The sequence below is a fragment of the Mesorhizobium sp. 131-2-1 genome (genome assembly GCF_016756535.1).
Taxonomy (GTDB): domain Bacteria; phylum Pseudomonadota; class Alphaproteobacteria; order Rhizobiales; family Rhizobiaceae; genus Mesorhizobium.
Window position 1 is genome coordinate 6,448,698 of record NZ_AP023247.1, and the last position, 19,029, is coordinate 6,467,726.

The following is a 19,029-nucleotide window of genomic DNA, read 5'->3' on the forward strand; positions in this document are numbered from 1 at the left end:
TCGATTACCACACGCGCGCAGCTGGCGCGGTCGAGACCCCGCGTTGTTTTCGCAATTCCTGACTATTTACCGCCAACAAGCAGCTTGAATAGGGGTGCCAGCGTGGGCCGCTTATCAAGGTCCTCGACGAATTCCCCAATCAACCCGAGCTGTGAATCGGAGAACGGCAACATGGACGTTTCGGCGCAAGCTTTGAGTTTACGCATGCCATCGACGAACGAAGCCGGATTGTCCGGATGGCCGAATGGCTTGTCAATCCGAATGGAATGTTCTGCGCCGCCCCTCAGCTTCACGGTAACTGCTGTCGGCGAATTTTGATGCAGACCGTGAGTACGATCGATCTCTGGATCAACTTCAATCTTCGTTACAGCCATTATCCGGCGCACAGCCTCATCCTCAAATGCTTCCGGACGAAAATCGCTAATTCCTACTCTGCCGCGCTGTGCCGCGACAGAGATGACGTAGGGCAGGCTGAAGCGCGCGACGACCGGGTCCTTCGGGTGCCACTTTTGGTCGCGCGGCTGTACCACATAACTTTCAGCGACGAGACGGTTCACCCCAAGCTCAAGTGAGATTATATCCTCTCCCTTGAAGCCATACTTATCGCGCAATTGCTTCAGGCCATCGATCCCCGGATGCATAGCCCTGCAAGCCGGCCAAGCTTTGAAGCTGATCTCAGTATTCACATAGTCCTGACCAAGTTTCTCCATAAGCAAGTCAACGTCGTAGCTAGGTTCGAAGGCTCTGTAGAAGCCATACTTACCAAAGAACGGCTCTCGAGGACCGTTGAAACCCACCATAGCCGACAGGGCCGATTCCACCCCCGAACGCGCCCGCAATCCTTGTTGCAGGGACACAGTATGCGAGCCTTCCTCATACATCTGTACTTCCCCGGCGGCGTGGGCGTACGCAATGCCGAATGCATTTCGGGTTTTCTCTTCATCGAGCCGCAGCAGTTTTGCGCTAACTGCAGTTGTGCCCCACACCGCAACAATATTGTCGCGGCCGGTTTTCAATGAATGGGTCGTCACGCTCCGCGCAAGACGCATGTGCAAATCCATAGCCGTAGCTAATGCGACCAGCAATTCGCTTCCAGCAATAGAAGGATCGCGTTCCGCGAGCGCCAGCGCCGGCGGCACATTGTAAGCGCTGGCGTGGCAGCCGTTGATACAAAGCTCGTAGGTATCATCAAAGTCGATGGCTCTAGCCGTGCTGGCATTGACAAGGGCTGCCATGCAGGCCGGAAGCTTTTCTCCAGAAACCCAGACGGTGCATTCTGCCTTGCCACCGGACAAGCTGCCCAGCCTACGAGCGAAATGCGCGATCGGATCGTCCGATCCCCCGATCGCACTGGCAAGCGTGTCGAGAACGGAGAGTTTCGCGCGTTCAATCGACTCCGTAGGTATTGTCTCTGCGCGCGAATCAACAATGTGCCTAATGATTTGCGCCGTCAAATCCATCGCCAAACCTCCCGCCCTTAATTAGTAAGCTTCTGAAAAAATGTGAGGACAGCCCCGCCCCTCCGCGTGCTAAATTGCCATGGAATGCCTTGCCCAATCAGCTTTGATTGATTGCAGGAGTTGTTCTGCACGCCTCTTCCTTGGAAGACAGTTGGGGCAGCTGTGCGTTATTTGCGCGTAGCCACCTAGGGCTCGAACGGTTGATATTTTCCGCTGGTTGGTGATCTGGCAGTCCAGTGCCGGATGAGGCTGTTCACAGCTTCACTCTGGTCGACCTGGACGTCATGTCCTGCATTGTTCAGCAGGTGGAAATCCGAATTCTTCATCAGCTTTGCCAACTTTACACCGCGGTCAGGCGGCACTGTGGAGTCGTTCCTGGACCAAATGATCAATGTCTCGGCCCGAAGTCGATCCAGATACGGGAACACATATGTTTGCTGCAGCACAACGTACAGACGGAGATTGTTTTCTTCTTCGGGCAGGTTCTGGAGAATCTCGTATTGCCCGCGCGCCGCAGCCCGCCGATAGGCCTCTCTTTTAGCTTCTTCCACATCCTGTCCATAGGCGCGCGTGCTCTTTCGCCAGGCGGCGACGTATTCCTCTTCGCTCGGCATCTGGCTGGAATTGTCGTAAGCTTCCGTATATGCCTTCCACCAAGTTTCGTCGCGATCGTCCCCATAGTCCGGAGAAACTGAACTCGCTGTCAGCAACACAAGCCTCGAGACAAGATCCGGACGCAGGATCGCGACCCGCGCCGCGACGAATGACCCTTCTGAATGACCGACGAGGGTGATCTGCTTCAACCCCAGCGCTTCGATGAAGCCAATCACGTGGTCTACACGACCAAGGCGGTTTACGAATTTTTGATCTGCGGGATAATCGGTCCCGCCGCACTGCAGTTGATCTACCGCGATAACCCTGAACTGATCGGATAGGTCATTGAGCTGCCGCAAAAAGGAACTCTTTCCGTCTGCACCGAAGCCCGCACCGTGCAGGAATACGATAGGCTCGCCTGTTCCGCTCTCGTAGTATGAAGTCCCGATTCCACCCACTGAAATGCTGCGTTCTGAGATCATCTTTTTCCTTGGGGTGAGACCAGTCGCAAGCCCTGCAGTACGGAGACTACCCCCGTGGCGGCGACCACCGAACTCTAGCAAGCCCCATCTCGCGGTGCTGCGCAAAGTTCTCCTTTATCGCGCTGGAAACCGGCGTTTTTGGCGCCTTTCGGGCACAGTCCCTGTGCTGCACAGGACAAACTGGGAGGGCAGGGACTACATTATGGCTCCGTCATACTGGTAGTTTTGGCCCAGCATTCTGATAATTCGCTGAGGGGTACGGCGTGATTGCGTACGTCCAGCATCGCGACTTTCAAGAAAGTAGATGCTATGGGGCGAGCGGCGAGGGTGTGGCATCCTTCGGCGTTGTTGGATCCACCATCAGAAGGAGGCACCCCATGTCGCAGTCATTTGACGCGAGCCGGTCCCTTACCGCTCTTGAACAGGATAACACGGTCATCGCCGTCATCGAAATGAGCAAGGCGAAATGGCTGATTGCCGCGCTCATACCGGGTCTCAAGCGCCAGCCCCTCAAGAAGATCGAGCTGACGCACCATCACTGTTGAAGCTGCTGCAGCGCTGGCGCGACGAAGCCGGCCAGGCTGGGCACACGATCAAGCGGATCGCCGTCACCTATGAGGCGGCTGGAGACGGCTTTTGGCTGGCGCGTTGGCTGTGGGCGCGCAACATCGAAGCCTATGCCATCCACCCCGCCAGCGTTGCGGTGTCGCGTGAGCACCGGCGCGCCAAAACCGATCGTCTCGACACGGAGCTTTTGATGCGCGTCTTCCTTGGCTGGCTGCGCGGCGAGAAGCGCCATTGCAGTATGGCGGCAATCCCGACGCTCGAAGAGGAGGACGCGCGGCGGCCGAACCGCGAACGGCAAACCTTGGTCGGTGAGCAGACGCGGCTCATCAACCGCATCAAGGCGATTCTTGCCCGCTTCGGCATTCGCAGCTTCCGCTTAAGCCTGCGCAATGCGGCCGACAGGCTCATGGCCATCCGCATAGCGGAGGGAGCACCGCTGCCGGACAACACCCGCGCCGAGTTGCACCGCTTGCTTGAGCGGCTCGACCTCGTGCGTGCGCAGATCCGCACCATCGAGGGCGACCGCCTGCGTTGGCTCGCCGCGGCTCAGGCTGCACCAGAAGGCCCGCATGCGATGGTGCGCCTCATCGCACGGGTCATCGGCGTCGGTGTCGAGACGGCGGACATGCTGGTCCACGAGATCCTGTCACGCGGATTGCGCGATCGCCGCGCGGTGGCGCGCTATGCCGGGCTCACGGGTTCGCCCGACGAGAGCGGCAAACGCCGGCGCGAGAAGGGGCTGGCACGCGCCGGCAGTGCCCGCGTGCGGCACGGCATGATCCAATTGGCCTGGCGCTTTCTCCTCTTCCAGAAGGACAGTGCGCTGGCCCAATGGTTCCAGGCGCGCACGGCCGACGGCCGCAAAGCCACGCGCAAGACGATGATCGTGGCGCTGGCGCGCAAGCTTGTGATTGCGCTGTGGCGCCTTGTCACCACGGGCGAGATGCCCCAGGGCGTCAGCTTGCGTGCGGCGTGATTGGGGGCACGTGGGAAGAGGAGAGCAACGCACACCCAATCGGCTGGCCCGTAGCAGGGTCTGCCGATGATGATCCGAGGTGGCGGCAACCCGAAGCTACACATGGTCCTCGGACCGCGGACGTAGAATGGGCCGCCGCCCCGGAGCTTCGCCCACCGATGCGCATGCTGCATCATGGTTCAGATCCACTGAGATCGACCGAATACAAGTCTGCCGCGCGGCACCCGCGCCTGCTTATGGCGAACTCCGCCTCGGAATCCATTGTCGGCACCTCGCAGGGCTCCCTGCCGACCGAGCAAGCCTGCCGCCGTGCTCGTGACCGTCAAGGACAAGTCGCTGCGCGATCGGTGCCTGCGGCCCAGCCTTGACCGTCACTGCGCGCGGCAGCCAGAGCGAAATAGGTCGGGACGAGGAGATGGTCGCCAATCGGCCGAACTAGGAGATGGTCGAAATGAAGTAGGAGCTGGCTTGACAATCATCGCCCCATACAGGTGTAGCTGGCGGCCTTGGTCGCCGCGCCCTCCGGCAGACAGCCGGGTTGATCAGCGCGCCACGGCGGGCAGGCTATGAGCGGATCATCGCTCATCTGGCTGATGGTTTCCAGCGTCATGTAGCGGGCCCTCTGCGGGGCCCGTCATCGTTCTGCTCGAGCAGCTGCGCCCCGAGGAGGCGGAGGATAGCGTTGTCGGTCTGCCGACCACATCGGTTCGGCGCTTGATTCCGCGGTTGTGACGCTCGATCGGATTCGTGCTGTTGGCCCGGCGCTCCTTCGAGAAGGTCATGTAGGCGAGCACGTCAGGTTCGGCGTTGTCGAGGATGGCGGCAGCTTCGGCATTTTCGGTCGGATCTGGTCGGCGACGGCTCGCCACCGGTAACTGGCAGCTTCGGGCCACTCCTGCGCGAAGGCGGTGGTGATGAAGGCCGAAACGACCCAGCCACGGATAGGCCCTGACAGTGTAGATCCAATAACATCAGAAGTTCTCCGAGTTGGACCACCAGCGCCGCTCCCGTCCCGAAAAGGTCGGGACGGACTATCGACACCGGGGCGAAAGCCGCCACTTCCGGGACGCGTCCCGGAAGTGGCGGCAGCAGCGCCAACCCTTGCGCTGGGTGGTCCGCCGCGCGTTCTTCTCGCCATAGCCGGCGCCCGTCGCGGCACCCACCTCCAGCTCCATCAGCCGCTCGGCGGCAAAGCCGATCATCTCGCGCAGGAGATCGGCATCGGGGGTCTCATCCACGACGGAGCGCAGGTTCACCATGTCGTCGGTCACCGGCGGTTCCTTCGAATCAGGTTAGGTTGGTGTCAGCAACCCGACCCTACGGAAGAACATCGATGACCACCGCTGCGCCTCGAGGGATACGGCCCACGGACGAGCCCCATCCAGTCAGCCGATCCGAAGATCGCCAGATCACCAGCGCATAACAGATATATGGAATGGGTATGAGCGAGACACCGCAGAAGTTGAGCTATTCTTTGCAAGAATGTGCAGTTTTCCTGCGAGGAGCTCCCAATGTTGCACACACCGCTGCCAGATTTAGACCGAATCGATCGGAAACTCCTCATTGCCGTACAGCGTAACAATCGCCTTACAACAGAAGAATTGGGCGAGCTCGCAGGCCTTTCGGCCACCGCATGTCAGCGGCGATTGAAGCGACTTCGAGATGCGCGTGTGATCCAGGCAGATGTTGCTGTAATCTCGCCCGAAGCGATCGGGAGGCCCATGCTCATGCTAGCCTCTATAACGCTAGAGCGTGACCGCGCTGATATCATCGATCGTTTCAAACAAGCTATCCGGCGCACACCCGAGATCATGAATGGATATTACGTGACAGGGGAGGCCGATTTTGTTCTCGCAATTTCGGTTCGTGATATGGTCGAATACGAGGCATTTACTCGTCGCTTTTTTCATGAGCACCCCGATATCAAGGGCTTTAAAACGATGGTCGTAATGGATCGAATCAAGGCATCATTGGCTCTGCCAATTGACGAATAGAATGGAAGCGCCAGTAGCACAGCTGCGGCTGCCGAAGAGGGGCAAGCACTTCGCGACTGGCGGCATTGCAGGCGAGACTAATGGTCATCTAGTCTCCTAATAGCCAGCGTCCCGGCGATGCTCCAGCTGCTTCAACTGGTGGTCGATGAACTTGTGCCGCGAGTGATAAACTCGCCCGACCAGCGCCCAAGCTCGACGTAACGTCGAACCATCTGCTCAAGGAATGATATGATGTGCCGTGCGGGTGGCGGCAGTATTGTTCCATATGCCGTTGTTAGCGCCAATTCAAAGCTTAGCGAAGACCGCTCAATCGCAGCCACAGACAGATTCTGGCCTTCGAGATCTTCCCACAAGCACGCACGACTGAAAATGCCGTAGCCTTCATCCAGCGCAATCATTCGCTTAATGAGAGGTATAGAATCGATCTCGTACTTGAATGTCAACTCCACCCTTTGCTCGTGCGCGGCCGCCTCGAGCCGTCGTCGCGTATAACTCGGCGCCGCCGGAATAATCAGCGGAAGACTCTCCAGTTCGGACAACAAGACCCTCTCACCGAATGGCCAATTGTTCTTTGAACCAACTAAATAAACTTCTTCTTGGAAAAGGAATTCTGGGTTCAGATGGCGATAATTATCAACATCGTATGCGAATCCTAGATCGATCTGCTTGCTCTGGATCCAGTTCGCGGTTTGATAGGTGAACCCCTCAAGCAATTTCAGGTTAACACGCGGGAATTGTTGACGGCAGCCTAAAATAAGCTCCGCCATGAAGGTTGGGCCCAGGTTGGGCAGAACTCCCACCCGAATGGCGCCCGAAGGAGTGCCTTCATCGATCCGAGCCTGAAGGCAAGCATTTTCCAGCCGCAGCAAGACATTTGCAACTTCGTCGCAGAGCTTGGCACCACTTTCCGTCAGCGTCACTCCGCGGCCATCCCGAATAAACAATTGCACTCCGAGCGTTTCCTCCAGGCGGCGCATTTGCCTTGATAAAGCGGGTTGCGCTATCCGCAACTCCACCGAAGCTCGACTGATGCTGCCGAGTTCGGACACTCGGATGAAGTGCCTGAGGGCGCGAAGCTCGATCTGATTATCCACGTGTTCCGCCCGCTGATTTAAGATGACTGGGCACCACGGTCTCTCAACTCTGAGCCCTTGCCCTGCCTCAACGTCGAAGCTAAGCCACTGCTGCCCCCCCCGCAATAGGCGGCCTCAAGCTGGTTTCAACCTCGTCGGGAACTCGCGCATGGGCCTCAGGGTGCGATTGCGTCCCTCGCGGACCGGAAACGGAGAATCAGGTTCATCCAAGTCTGAAAAGTACGCACCCGTCAAATGCTGCCCGCGATCGGCATCTTATCGCACAGCGATATCTACAGACAGTTTGTTTTGTGTCCGCAGTGCTCTTCAAATGGCCGCTCTACTAGGCCGCCACCGTTCTCGAGCAACGTCAGCGCCAGCGCCGCCGCAAGATCTACAGCCTGCACGCGCACGAGGTGGAATGCATCGGCAAGGGCGAGGCGCATATGCCTTACGAGTTCGGGGGGGAAAGGTGTCGGTGGCCACCACACTGAAGCGACGCTCCAAGAACCGCCAGTTCGCCCTGCAAGCGCTGCCCGGCAATCTTTATGACGGCCACACGCTTGCAAGCGTCATCCCCGACATGGAAAAGACCATCGGCAACGAGATCGGCCGCGTCCTCGCCGACGCCGGCTATCGCGGCCACAACGCACCGCAGAGCCACAAGCTCAGGGTCTTCACCGCAGGCCAGAAGCGCCGCGTCACCCCAGCCATCAAGCGCCAGATGCGCCGCCGCTCCGCCATCGAGCCCGTCATCGGCCACATCAAGGCCGAGCATCGGATGGGCCGCAACTACCTCGCCGGCCAGCAGGGTGATGCCCTCAACGCCATCCTGGCCGCCGCCGGCTACAACTTCTCCCTCCTGCTCAACTGGTTCAGGCAGCTTTTGTGGCTTCTCATCGCAGCCTTCCAAAGTCAGGCAAACAAGATCAAAGCCTGACCAGTCTCATTGTTCACGGCCGACTAACGCCCCCTTCCACCACTGAACCCAAGCGAGTTCAGCTGCGGACTCGCATACCTAACCGGTTTCACTCTTTCACCACCCAAACTTTCGGTCGCCGGTGACTCCAAGGTCTAGCCTCCTCAAGATCGCGTGCGACACGGACCAGCGTACCCTCGTCGCCGAAGCGGCCGACGATCTGCACCCCGATCGGCAGCCCGCGGGTACTTTGCGCCAAAGGCAACGACACAGAAGGCTGCCCGGTAATATTGAATACTCCCAGGTGAGTGCCGCCTCCGAAGTCCGCCTCGAAAAAGTCTTCAATAGAAACAGTGGGGGTGGTCAAACAATAATTGCCGCCGTGTGGTCGGGCGACAGTCGACATTGTAGGGGTCAGCAAAATGTCGAACGCATGGATCGCCTGGGCCACCCGGAGCCGCATTCGCCGGATGTCTTCATGCAGGTCTGCCGATGCCCATAAAAGTTGTTTTCGTCCGCGTTCGTAGATTTTGAGATTGACGGGCTCTAGTGTCTCCGCGCTGATAGTGCGGCCCATGTTCAGCGCTGCGGTTTGGAGCGAACCTGCTCCGAGTTCCGCGAATGCAATCATGATTTTCTTGAACTCTTCGAACTCATAGGGAGGCCGCACGACTTCCGTCACCTCGTGACCCATCTCCTCCAGCAGCGAGGCGGTCGACTCCACCGCTTTCACGACTTCGAGCTCGACGTCGACCCCTCCCCATGTAGTCCTCGCCACCCCGATCCGAAGTTTCCCTGTGGGCCGCGAGAGTTCCTCGAAATACGGGCGATCTGGCTGGACGATGACGAATGGATCGCCGACTTCGGGGCGCGAAAATACGTCGAGCGCAGCAGCCATATCGCGCACGGAGCGGCACAGTACGAATGTTCGGCCAACGCCAAACCGGCTGTCTTGGCCACCCGAAACGCGTCCTCGCGACGGGTTGAGTCCGACAAGGCCGCACCACGCTGCAGGCTGCCGAATCGACCCGCCGCCATCGCTGCCATGCGCAATCGGAACGATGCCGGCAGCCACGGCCGCCGCGGCCCCCGCGGACGAGCCTCCCGCCGAGCGATCCAAATCCCAAGGATTGCCCGTGATGCCATTGATGATGGATTCGCTCATTCCGGACATGCCAAACTCCGGCGTTGTGGTTCTTCCGACAGTCCGAAGCCCAGCCTCTCGAGCACGACGAAAAAACAAGCTGTCATTTTCCGAACGATGGCCTTTGAATAGGCGGCTTCCCTGTTCCTGGAGGCGGCCTGCCTCTGCGGGTCCGAGGTCCTTGCGAAGGAATGGTACCCCGTTGAAGACCCCATTGTCCGCGCCGAGAACGCTCTCGGCATCTTCGTAGAACTCGATAACAGCGTTGATTGAAGGATTGACCTCATCGTGAGCCTCGCGAGCCAAACGCGTAAGCTCCTTTGCAGTCACTTCGCCTGCATTCACAAGAATGCTCAAACCAGTTGCGTCGTTGTCTGCGTATTCGCCGAGCCGCATTGCAGTTTCCTTTGATATTCGGGATCGATCACCATCCCGGGCTATTTAAAGTGGAGCAAGCTGAGAAGTAGAGCCAGAGGTACTTAGTAGCGCTCACTTCGCCACCCAGCACGCAGACCGATGTCGCGCGCCGAGTTCAATGATCGGTGGCTCCTGCTCTTGACAGCGGTCGAAGGCTATCGGACACCGAGGATGAAAACGGCACCCCTTCGGCACGCGGGCCGCGCTTGGAATCTCGCCCTGCAGGGCTTGAATGCCGTTGCGCTGTCCCTCATTGCGAACCTGGGGCGTCGCATCTCGAAGGGCTATCGTGTAAGGATGCCGAGGATTGAGCGTGATATCGTCGGCGCTCCCGATCTCGACTACTCGACCGAGATACATGACCGCAATCCGATCGGCGATTAACCAGGCAAGCGGCAAATCGTGCGTGATGAAGAGCAGCGCCAAGTTCTGCTTGTCGCGAAGATCAAGGAGAGTCTGGAGGATTTGCGCGCGGATTGAGACATCGAGCATGGAAACCGGTTCATCAGCAACGATGAGCTCCGGCTTGACCACGAGCGCTCCGGCAATGACTACCCGCTGACGTTGTCCGCCAGAAAGCTCATGCGGAAAGCGCGCGAAGAACTCTTCGGGGGGGGTAAGGCCTGCCGCTGAGAGGGCTTCGCTCACCCGCTCGGTGAGCTGGTTTTCGTTGTCGACAAGGCCCAGCGAGCGCAATGGCTCTGCCACCGCATCGAACACAGTATGGCGTGGATTGAGCGCCTGATATGCGTCCTGAAAGATCATTTGGACGCGGTGCCGGTAAGGACGCAATGCCGAGAAGCCCTGCAGCGCCGTCATATCCTCACCGTCGAACAGCAACTTACCGCCGGTTGGCTGCACCAGCTTGGTGATGACGCGGCCAACCGTGGTCTTGCCGCTGCCAGATTCTCCAACCAAGGCGACTATTTCACCCCGCCCGATATTGAGGTCGAGCCCGTCCACAGCACGGACCGTGGCCCGGGTCCGTCCTAAAATACTGTCCAAAAATCCACCTTGGATGGGAAAATGAACCTGCAGGTTCTCTAGCTTCAAGATCGCAACGTTGTCATACACTGGCTGCTACCTTGTGCGTCTGCGTCAAAGAGCTGTGAAGGTGACATGCGACGTGGCCTTGCTCGCACCCATCAGGTCCGGGAATTTCGGTCGTACAAATCGGCATGGCAAACGGGCAGCGTGGATGGAACGCGCAGCCTGACGGGCGCTTCGCCAGAGTAGGCGGATCACCAGGTATGGGGCGCAAAACCCGTTTTCCCTTGGCCGGGTTCGGGATAGAATCGATCAGCAGGCGGGTGTAGGGATGCCTGGGAGCCGCGAAGATATCAGAGACGGCGCCCTCCTCGACGATCCGGCCCGCATACATGATCATGACGCGGTCACACGACTCAGATACTATGGATAGGTCGTGCGTGATCAACACCAGGCCAAGGTTGAATTTGGATCGCAGGTCGACCAACAGATTGAGGATCTGAGCCTGATTGATGACATCGAGCGCGGTGGTCGGCTCGTCGCCAATGATGATTGACGGACGACATGCCAGCGCCATGGCGATCATCACTCTTTGCCGCATCCCACCTGACAGCTGATGTGGGTAGGCGACACCGCGATCGGCAGGAATCCCGACCAGCTCGAGCAATTCGCGTGCCCTCGCCATTGCCTGGTCCCGCGACAGACCAAGCTTCAGTATACATGGCTCAGCAATCTGCTTGATGATGCGATGAACGGGGTTGAGTGCGTTCATCGCACCTTGGAAGATAACTGACGTTTCCCTCCAGCGATGGGGCCGCATCGCAGCATCGTCATCGATCGGCAGCCGGGAGCCTCGATAGCGCACCTCGCCACCGCTCACCCGCGCGCTGGCAGGCAACAGACCGGCGATCGCCATGGCGGTCGTGGTCTTGCCGCTGCCTGATTCCCCAACGAGGGCGACGGCCTCCCCGGCACGTAGCTCAAAACTCACATCCTGAATAGCGGGCAACGAAACGCCCTTCAGCCCATAGTTGACGGAAAGCCTTTCAACCGACAGCAGAGGACCGATCCCTTCTTGCGAGATATTGGTCATGGGATCACTCGCCGGCGGGGGTTGAATGTGTCGTCGAGCGCATTCCCGAGAAGGACGAAGCCAAGCGCGACCGTGAGCACGCACACACCCGGTGCGCCGAGGTACCACCAAGCCCCAGCACTTGCGGCTCCTGAGCGCTGAGCAAGGGCAAGTAAGGTGCCCCATGAAGGCTGCAGTGGATCGCCAAGGCCGATAAATGAAAGTGAGGTCTCGATGTAAATTGCATTGGCGACAACCAGGGCGCCATTCGCGGCGAGCTGCGGCACGAGATTGGGCAGGATGTGCCGCACCATTATACCGAAGTTGCTGCTACCTGCGACCTTGGCGCGGTCTACAAAAGGCCGCTCCCGCAGAGACAGTGTCTGACTGCGAATAACGCGAGCAATAAAGGACCAGCTTGTCAAGCCGATGACAACAACCACGACGAACAGAGACGTTCGGAAGCCTAGGATCTCGTGGCCGCGGCCTACGACTTCTACAAACACGGGCGCAATAACCAGCGCCAGCACGAAGGGAGGAACAATGAAGAAGAAATCAGTCATGCGCATCAGCCAAGAGTCTAATGACCCGCCAAAATAGCCTGACGTTATGCCCACCGCTGAGCCGACAAAGAGACTGATCACAGTTGCAATCAATGCTATCGTCAGAGAAATCCGGGCCCCATGAATTACGAGATTCAGAACATCTCGTCCCACCTCATCCGTGCCCAGCAGGTGTTGGCTGTCGGGTGACGTCAGGAAGTCGCCGGATGCGGACGCGGCCGTTTCAAGCGGACCGACGAGCAGCCCGGGCGCAACTGCCATCAGGAGAAAGAAAGTCAATGCGACTACGCCAACCCAGGCCCCGCCCCGTTCGAACAACCTTCCCAGGAAATCTTTTGTCGCTCGCAGTTGGACACGCCGTCGAGACTTAATGACTGTTTCAGTCATTGTCTCACCCGAGGGTCAAGTAGGCCATAAGCCAAATCTGCGACTAGGTTTGCGAGGACAATCGATGCACCGAGCAATAAGAAAACCCCCTGAAGAACTGGATAATCTCGTGAATTCAGCGCCTCGACTGTCAGCCCGCCAATTCCAGGCCACGCGAACACAGTTTCTACTGTAATGGCACCCGCCACTACATAACCTAGATTGAGAGCCACCAAGGTTACAACTGGCAGCATTGCGTTCTGGAAAGCATGACGCATCAGCATCTGGCCACTTGTAAGTCCCTTTGCCCGGGCTGTGACCATGTAGTCCTCGGCTACGACGTCGCTCATGGCAGCACGCGCAACCAGCACGTATTGACCCATTAGTCCCAAGGCTATTGTCGAGGCTGGAAGCACGAGGTGCCGCAAGTAGTCCGGCAACCAAACAAGAAATTCCTGGTTGCCACCGGGTGAAGATGCGCCATAGCCAGGAAACCAGCCGAGCCCCGTGCTGAATATGACCACCAGCAGCATGCCGAGCCAGAACGACGGCGTGGAGTAAAGCACCAACGATCCCCCTGTGGCGATATTGTCGATGACCTCTCCCCGGCGCCACCCGGCGAAGACCCCAAGCATGACCCCACATATGATTGCCATGATCTGAGCCACGCCGACTAGCGCTATCGTGGCAGGTAGCCGCTCCATGAGAAGGTCGACGACACGCCTGCCTCTAAACTTGAAACTGTAACCCAAATCGCCCTTTGCCGTCGCAGAGATGTAGTCCAACAACTGGTCCGGTATCAGCGGGCGATCTAGGCCCCAACGCTGGCGCTGCGCCTCGATCTGCTCTGCAGTCACAGCGGTGCGCGCCCCCGCCAACAACATCGCGGACGGATCGCCTGGGATGATTCTGAATAAAACGAAATTCAGGATCGCCACCATCAGAAGCGTCACAATCGCCCTAATGATAATATTCCAAATTCGCCGGCTGGACCGGTCTCCTTTTGCAAGGTTAGCCACCTCAGATTGACCTCAGGCGGTCAAACGGAAAATAGGACCACATTGACATCATATCCTCGGTCCCCCAGCCGTCGAAGCAATCCTTGCGATGGGCTTCAAGCACGAAGGGATAACACAGCATGATGTAAGGTGCTTCAACATAGGCCAGCCGCGCTGCCTGATCCACCAGTTCCTTGCTCTTATTGAGGTCAACGGTGCCATTGATCGTCGACAGGAGACTGTCGAACTTTTGATTGGTCCAGTATGACGTATTGGCACGGCCTACTACCTCGCTGCTGCACAAGCTGAGCAGGTCGTGAGGCGTGGGTGACCCCCAATATGAGGAAACCAGCAGATCCCACCCTCCACCGCCTTCCGTCGGCACTCTTGTTCGGGCGCTGAGCGCTCCGGCGTCGAGTTGGGTCACCGACACGCGGATACCGAGTTGCTCCAGCCAGGCGGCGATAAGCTGTACCGCCGCGATTGGCATCTCCAGCATGCCCGAAAATGTCCCAGTAATCAGCTCGAGATGGAAGTCGTTTCCCTCCTTGTCCTCCCTGACCCCGTCCGCGTTCGAATCGCGATAGCCCGCAGCATCAAGCCGTCGGCCGGCTTCATCCAAATCGAAGCGGCGCCTAATGTCGCTTAGGTCCGAGTAGTAGTCGGTGGCCGCCGGTACGACAAGTCCCACGCCAGGATCAGCGTGTCCGCGCATAGCTCGATCGACAATGGCCTTCTGATCGATCGCATAGCCGATCGCATCCCGAAATGCCGGGTCCTGCAGCGCCTTGGTGCTACCAGCCCCCTTGCCGGAGAGGGTGTTAAAAGCGAGATAATTCTGCTGCTCGATGCGAGATTCTCCGACAGCCATGTTGGCCTGCTTCGAGAGATCGGCCCACTGGGAGGGCGTCAAGCTTACGCCGTAATCAAGGCTACCACTCTTCAGACCCTGCGCAATGGGATCGGCCGTATCGAAGAAGTGGAAGATCATGCCGGCTGTCTTTGGCTGCCCGGTGCGGAAGTAGGGGTTCGGCGTGAATCGCGCAAACTGACCCTGTTGAAACTCTGAAATGGTCATAGGCCCCGTGCCCACGAGCGGCGGGTCGTTGCGAAAAGTGCCACGTGCGTCAGCATAACTTATGTTCTTCCAGATGTGCTCTGGAACGATCATCGTGAGGTTTTCAACTGGCGAACGGGTCGGAACCTTTGTAACGATTTGCAAGGTCTCGTCGTCGAGGGCCGTAATAGACTCAAAGGGCGCGACGGTTAGAGTAGTATTATAGCCGACGTTCAACTCGTCGGCCCTTCCGATAGAGCCCCGGAGGTAATTGTATGTGAAAGCGGCGTCTCGAGCAGTGGCGGGCTGGCCGTCCGACCATTTCATCCCCGGCCAGATCTTGAATGTCCAGGTTAGGTTGTCCTTGGCAACGGTCCACTCCTTGGCGAATCCCTTCCGATCGGAATGTCGTTGAGCGTCCACAGCGACGAAAAAATCATAGGTAAAGGTCAGAGGCCAGAAGTTGCCATTGCTAGCGAAAGGATTCAATGTGTCTGGGGCCACGATTGCGGCAATGCGCACGATATGATCTTTGCACGATGAGGCAAACGCCCTAGAGTTCATCATCAAGGTCGATACGGCTGATCCGGCAAGCATTGCCTTCATGACCGCTCGGCGGTCGAGTGTCCAGTCCTGCATTTCGTTATCCTCTCCCCTTGGTCGAAACCAAGTTCACGTTACCGGCCAGTATGCAGCTTCGTTCTGCGAAATTGATCTTTTGCTGCATCTTTCCTGCGTATCGTTGTTCTGGCCGCAGATTTTCTTCAGGGTCCCTTCGACAGCTTTTTGTCCAAAGCGCGGTTGCCAAGCCTTAGCGTATTGCTGGAGATCTACCCGAAACGATCGAGTCGCTGAGGCTACAACGTCTCTCAATCTTCGAACCGCAGCTGGCACGTATCCCTGGTGGTGCGGGAGGGACCGGCAAAGCCCGTCACTTCAGTCCCAATCCATCCCTCATCAGCGGCTCGACAATTCTTCACGGTGGAGTAGAAATCTCGCAGGAGAAGCTGCTAGCCCCGGGTCATCCCGCTCGCAGCATTGTAATTTCCCGATCCCACTCGCAAGCCGGCCGCGTGCTAACCATTGGTTGTTGTGCGTCCTCCAGACAAAGAACGGCCAAAGTAGTGCGAAGACTTCGCCACGGCATGGCTGCGTGCCCGGCGAAAGATTACGGATCGTCATATCCTCGATCATGCGCCGGTGAAGCGGGGCTCACTCGGCCATTTTATTGCTCCTGTTCTCAAGATTGCGCTTTAACAGCCGCAATCCTTCAAAACAGAAGCTTTCTCTCCGGCAAGCCGACCCGCCAAATGCGATCGAGGTGAAGGCTTGTGAAGCGGTGGACGTTACCGGGTTTGTAAAGGCGATATTGTTTGTCTCTTCTTGGGCTCTGGCGCATCGACAATCTCTTGGCATCCGGCTTCCGGCAGCCCCGTTGACCTGTCGGCCGAAGCGTCCACAATCTTCGAGGGGGCTGCACACGATCGTCCGAAATCGCACTCACGATCCCGCGAGATGCGTGCTCACGATCGGGGGAAATCCGTGCTCACGATCAACTGAAATCAGAACCCATGATGTCAGACAGTTTCTTCCTCGCGCACAATGCAGTCTGCAATCATGCGGCGATGCGCAAATGACGCCGAGATCCTGCGCCCCAAGCCTTGAAGTGAAGAACATGCACGATCAGTCTGCTGTATCGATATTAAGGCTAGAGGTATTGAGTACTCAGAGGGTGTTAAGCAAAGACAGAGCCATCGAGGCGGCCGTCAAACAGTTTGCTTTCCAAGAAGGGGAAATGAGCAATGAAATCACGTCATCAGGCCGGCGCCGGTCCAACCGGGCAGTCACTAGCAAGAAAAGGGCTGACACAGCCTTCTCTCGACACCTACCCAACACCACGTGTCTTCGAGGTCCAAATGTCCGGAGGCGGGACGATCCGCGCCTATGAGGTAGGCCCGTCCGATGCACCGCTGGTCGTTGGGATCCATGGGACGCCCAGCACCGGGCTAGGCCATATCGTGGACTATTTGGCTTGTGGTGCAGTTTCTGTCGCCTGGTCACCTTCGATCGGCAAGGCTATGGAGGGTCGACGCCCCAACCTGGCCGTGAGGTTAGCGATATTGCCCCAGTAGTTGAGGCTATCCTCGATCACCTATCCGTCGACATCGCAGCGGTGTACGGCAAATCTGGCGGTGGGCCGCACGCGGTTGCCGTGGCAGCACTGCTGCCCACCCGGATTTCACGGGTAGCATCCCTCGCCGGGGGCGGTCCAAATTCCGGTCCTGGATTCGACTGCACAGATGGGCAAGCCCCTCTCATGCGTGAGGAGATCTTGGAGGCGCGGAAAGGTCCAGAGGCATCGCGCGAATATTACAGGCGTTTGATCGTCAAAATGGGCAATCCCGATGAGCAGCAATTGTATTCATGGAATGATCGCCGCATAATGCGGTCGCCTGCCCCGTTGAGGGAAAATCTCGTACAACAGCTCGGTTTGTCTGGCTCTCCCTATTCGGAAGAAGATGCTTACGTCGACGACGTCCAATCATTTGTTTCCCCGTGGGGTTTCGAGTTCGGTTCGATTAAGGTGCCTGTGCGGTTCTTTCACGGCCTTGATGACCTTATGGTGCCGCCCTGTCATTCCGAGTGGCTGCAGCGTCAGATCCCAACTGCGGGCTTGGAGCTGTTTCCCAATATCGGGCATAACTTGAGCCAACTCATGCCGCACGTTTTTGCGTGGCTGGCCGGTAACGAAGCGAAAGGCTAGCAGGCTGTTGAAGAAGTCAGGCTCTTTCGCAAACGAAGCCTGAATCGTCGGCGTTGTGGATGTATAAGTGGCCGACGAGGCGGCCTGCAGTGCCAAAGGCAACCCAGCCGCGGCCACAGGCTGGGTCGTTCTCATCATGCCCCTCCCATGAGAATTCCGCGCAGGCTGAGCCATCGCGGGTGCCATATCGGACATCGAGGAAGCCCTTGAGTGCACCGAAGGCGATCTCGCCATCCGCCGAGCCTTTGAATGTCAGATGCGCTTCCTCGACGAGATCGAGGAAGTCGTTATCCCAAACATCCATCTCGACGATGCGCCAGCGGCCGGCAACGGCCTTGGCAAAGCCGGGAACCTTGGCCATCAGCCGGTCTCCGCCATGAGCTTTGGCAGTCGCACCAGATTGTAGGCAGCGGCTGCGAAGGTGAAGGCCCATCCGACACGGTCGCGGCCGCGGAACCTGGTCTTGTGCTGGCCGGCTACGACCTTGATCCAACCGAAGGCCTCTTCGATGCGCTTCCTGATGCGCTGGCTGACGGCGTAGCCGCCATGCCGCGTCGTGCGCCCGTCGATCGCGGAACTGCGGCCGCTCGTGTTCTGCGCTACATGCGGCGTCACCCTCATCGAGCGCAGCTCATTGACGAAGTCTTCCGCGTCGTAGGCCTTGTCGGCGCCGAGCGTGATCGCCTGTGGCCGCTCCGCTCGAAGTTCGATCATGTGTAGTGCGGCCACCCGCTCAGCATGTCCGTCGGCCAGTGTCAGGCAGGCGTCGACCAGCAGGCCGTGGCGGTTCTCCATCAAGCCATGTCCCATAAAGCACAGCTTGGCCTCCTTGCCTTTGCCCTTGCGATAGAGCCGGGCATCCGGATCGGTGGTCGAGGCATGTGTGTCGTTCGAGCGCTTGTGGCCATGGAAGTCCGCTTCCGCGTTTCGCCCGCCCCCTTCAGCCGGCGGCTCGCCCGAGCCGTCCTTCGGTTTGACGCTCTTCATCGATGCCCACGCCTCGATCAGTGTGCCATCGACCGAGAAGTGGTCCGTAGACAGAAGCTTCTTCACCTTGGGCTGCGCCAGCACTGCGCCTAAGAATTTCGCCGCAATATCACCTTCCAGCAACCGGTCGCGGTTCTTTGAGAACACCGAATGGTCCCAGGCCGCGTCATCGACGCCGATGCCGACGAACCAGCGGAACAGAAGGTCGTATTCCAGCCGTTCCATCAAAAGCCGTTCCGAGCGGATCGAGTAGAACGCCTGTAGCAGCATCGCTCGCAGCAGCTTTTCCGGCGGGATCGAAGGCCGCCCCATCGGCGAATACAGCGCCGCCAAGTCCCGCTCCAACGCTGCCAGCGCCTCGTTCACAATCGCCCGAATGCGGCGCAACGGATGATCGCGCCGCACCCGAGCCTCGAGATCAACATAACTGAACAGTTCGCCAGACCGTTCGTCGCCGCCGCGCATGCCTCGTTCTCCGAATCTCTCCGGAGACACTGAATCACGCTCACAGCCTCGCTGCGAGCCACTTTTTCAACAGCCTGCTAGGGCAGGTAGATGTCCTTAATCCCCTTTTATTGGGATCCCGTATTTTCCGGAAGTGGCGGATCT

Annotated in this window: 12 protein-coding genes and 5 pseudogenes; 4 read left to right on the forward strand and 13 right to left on the reverse strand. The window is 58.4% G+C overall.

Annotated elements, in window-relative coordinates:
* Positions 1-62: 62 nt before the first annotated feature.
* Together JG743_RS31040 and JG743_RS31045 are read right to left on the reverse strand one after the other, a co-directional pair.
* A complete protein-coding gene (locus JG743_RS31040; RefSeq protein ID WP_202296211.1) occupies positions 63-1,460 on the reverse strand; it encodes an MmgE/PrpD family protein in 1,398 nt (465 codons plus the stop codon).
* A gap of 185 nt (positions 1,461-1,645) precedes the next feature.
* Positions 1,646-2,536 carry an alpha/beta fold hydrolase gene (locus JG743_RS31045; RefSeq protein WP_202296213.1) on the reverse strand — a complete coding sequence of 297 codons (891 nt, stop codon included), beginning with the start codon at positions 2,534-2,536 and terminating at the stop codon, positions 1,646-1,648.
* 377 nt (positions 2,537-2,913) lie between these two features.
* On the opposite strand from JG743_RS31045, the pseudogene JG743_RS31050 reads away from it, so the two are divergent.
* Positions 2,914-4,079: pseudogene (locus tag JG743_RS31050) on the forward strand (IS110 family transposase).
* 544 nt (positions 4,080-4,623) lie between these two features.
* Here the strand turns inward: JG743_RS31050 and JG743_RS34880 are convergent.
* A pseudogene (locus JG743_RS34880) lies at positions 4,624-5,350 on the reverse strand (transposase); the annotation flags it as partial.
* A 240-nt stretch (positions 5,351-5,590) separates the two neighbouring features.
* Between JG743_RS34880 and JG743_RS31065 the strand changes: the two are divergent.
* Positions 5,591-6,073 (forward strand): Lrp/AsnC family transcriptional regulator, encoded by a 483-nt coding sequence (locus JG743_RS31065; protein WP_202296215.1) that lies wholly within the window; start codon positions 5,591-5,593, stop codon positions 6,071-6,073.
* A 131-nt stretch (positions 6,074-6,204) separates the two neighbouring features.
* Here JG743_RS31065 and JG743_RS31070 read toward each other — a convergent pair whose 3' ends face one another.
* Positions 6,205-7,167 carry a LysR family transcriptional regulator gene (locus JG743_RS31070; RefSeq protein ID WP_202296217.1) on the reverse strand — a complete coding sequence of 321 codons (963 nt, stop codon included), beginning with the start codon at positions 7,165-7,167 and terminating at the stop codon, positions 6,205-6,207.
* Between the two features lie 302 nt (positions 7,168-7,469).
* On the opposite strand from JG743_RS31070, the pseudogene JG743_RS31075 reads away from it, so the two are divergent.
* Positions 7,470-8,086 (forward strand): annotated as a pseudogene (locus tag JG743_RS31075) (transposase); the annotation flags it as partial.
* A gap of 88 nt (positions 8,087-8,174) precedes the next feature.
* On the opposite strand, the gene JG743_RS31080 reads toward JG743_RS31075, so the two are convergent.
* The 7 genes and pseudogenes from JG743_RS31080 to JG743_RS34420 all read right to left on the reverse strand — a co-directional run.
* Positions 8,175-9,605: an amidase gene (locus JG743_RS31080; protein WP_202296219.1), complete on the reverse strand. Its 1,431-nt coding sequence runs from the start codon at positions 9,603-9,605 to the stop codon at positions 8,175-8,177.
* Positions 9,606-9,698: 93 nt separating this feature from the next.
* Entirely contained in the window at positions 9,699-10,700 is a 1,002-nt protein-coding gene (locus JG743_RS31085; RefSeq protein ID WP_202296221.1) for an ABC transporter ATP-binding protein, read from the reverse strand.
* The gene (locus tag JG743_RS31090; protein WP_202296223.1) at positions 10,693-11,706 is read right to left on the reverse strand and encodes an ABC transporter ATP-binding protein; all 1,014 of its coding nucleotides are present in this window, start codon (positions 11,704-11,706) and stop codon (positions 10,693-10,695) included. Before JG743_RS31090 ends, JG743_RS31085 begins: the two co-directional genes overlap by 8 nt.
* Positions 11,703-12,635, reverse strand: a complete 933-nt coding sequence (locus JG743_RS31095; protein ID WP_202296225.1) for an ABC transporter permease — start codon at positions 12,633-12,635, stop codon at positions 11,703-11,705. The genes JG743_RS31090 and JG743_RS31095 overlap by 4 nt, the downstream gene beginning before the upstream one ends.
* A complete protein-coding gene (locus JG743_RS31100; protein WP_274608511.1) occupies positions 12,632-13,633 on the reverse strand; it encodes an ABC transporter permease in 1,002 nt (333 codons plus the stop codon). Before JG743_RS31100 ends, JG743_RS31095 begins: the two co-directional genes overlap by 4 nt.
* Position 13,634: 1 nt before the next feature.
* On the reverse strand, positions 13,635-15,308 hold the full coding sequence (locus JG743_RS31105; protein ID WP_202296229.1) for an ABC transporter substrate-binding protein: 1,674 nt from the start codon (positions 15,306-15,308) through the stop codon (positions 13,635-13,637).
* Between the two features lie 470 nt (positions 15,309-15,778).
* A pseudogene (locus JG743_RS34420) lies at positions 15,779-15,863 on the reverse strand (tyrosine-type recombinase/integrase); the annotation flags it as partial.
* Positions 15,864-16,695: 832 nt separating this feature from the next.
* Here JG743_RS34420 and JG743_RS31110 point away from each other — a divergent pair.
* Positions 16,696-17,433, forward strand: a pseudogene (locus tag JG743_RS31110) (alpha/beta fold hydrolase); the annotation flags it as partial.
* A gap of 16 nt (positions 17,434-17,449) precedes the next feature.
* Here JG743_RS31110 and JG743_RS31115 read toward each other — a convergent pair.
* A complete protein-coding gene (locus JG743_RS31115; protein ID WP_202296231.1) occupies positions 17,450-17,794 on the reverse strand; it encodes a hypothetical protein in 345 nt (114 codons plus the stop codon).
* On the reverse strand, positions 17,794-18,885 hold the full coding sequence (locus tag JG743_RS31120) for an IS5 family transposase (RefSeq protein ID WP_202296233.1): 1,092 nt from the start codon (positions 18,883-18,885) through the stop codon (positions 17,794-17,796). Before JG743_RS31120 ends, JG743_RS31115 begins: the two co-directional genes overlap by 1 nt.
* Between the last annotated feature and the right edge of the window lie 144 nt (positions 18,886-19,029).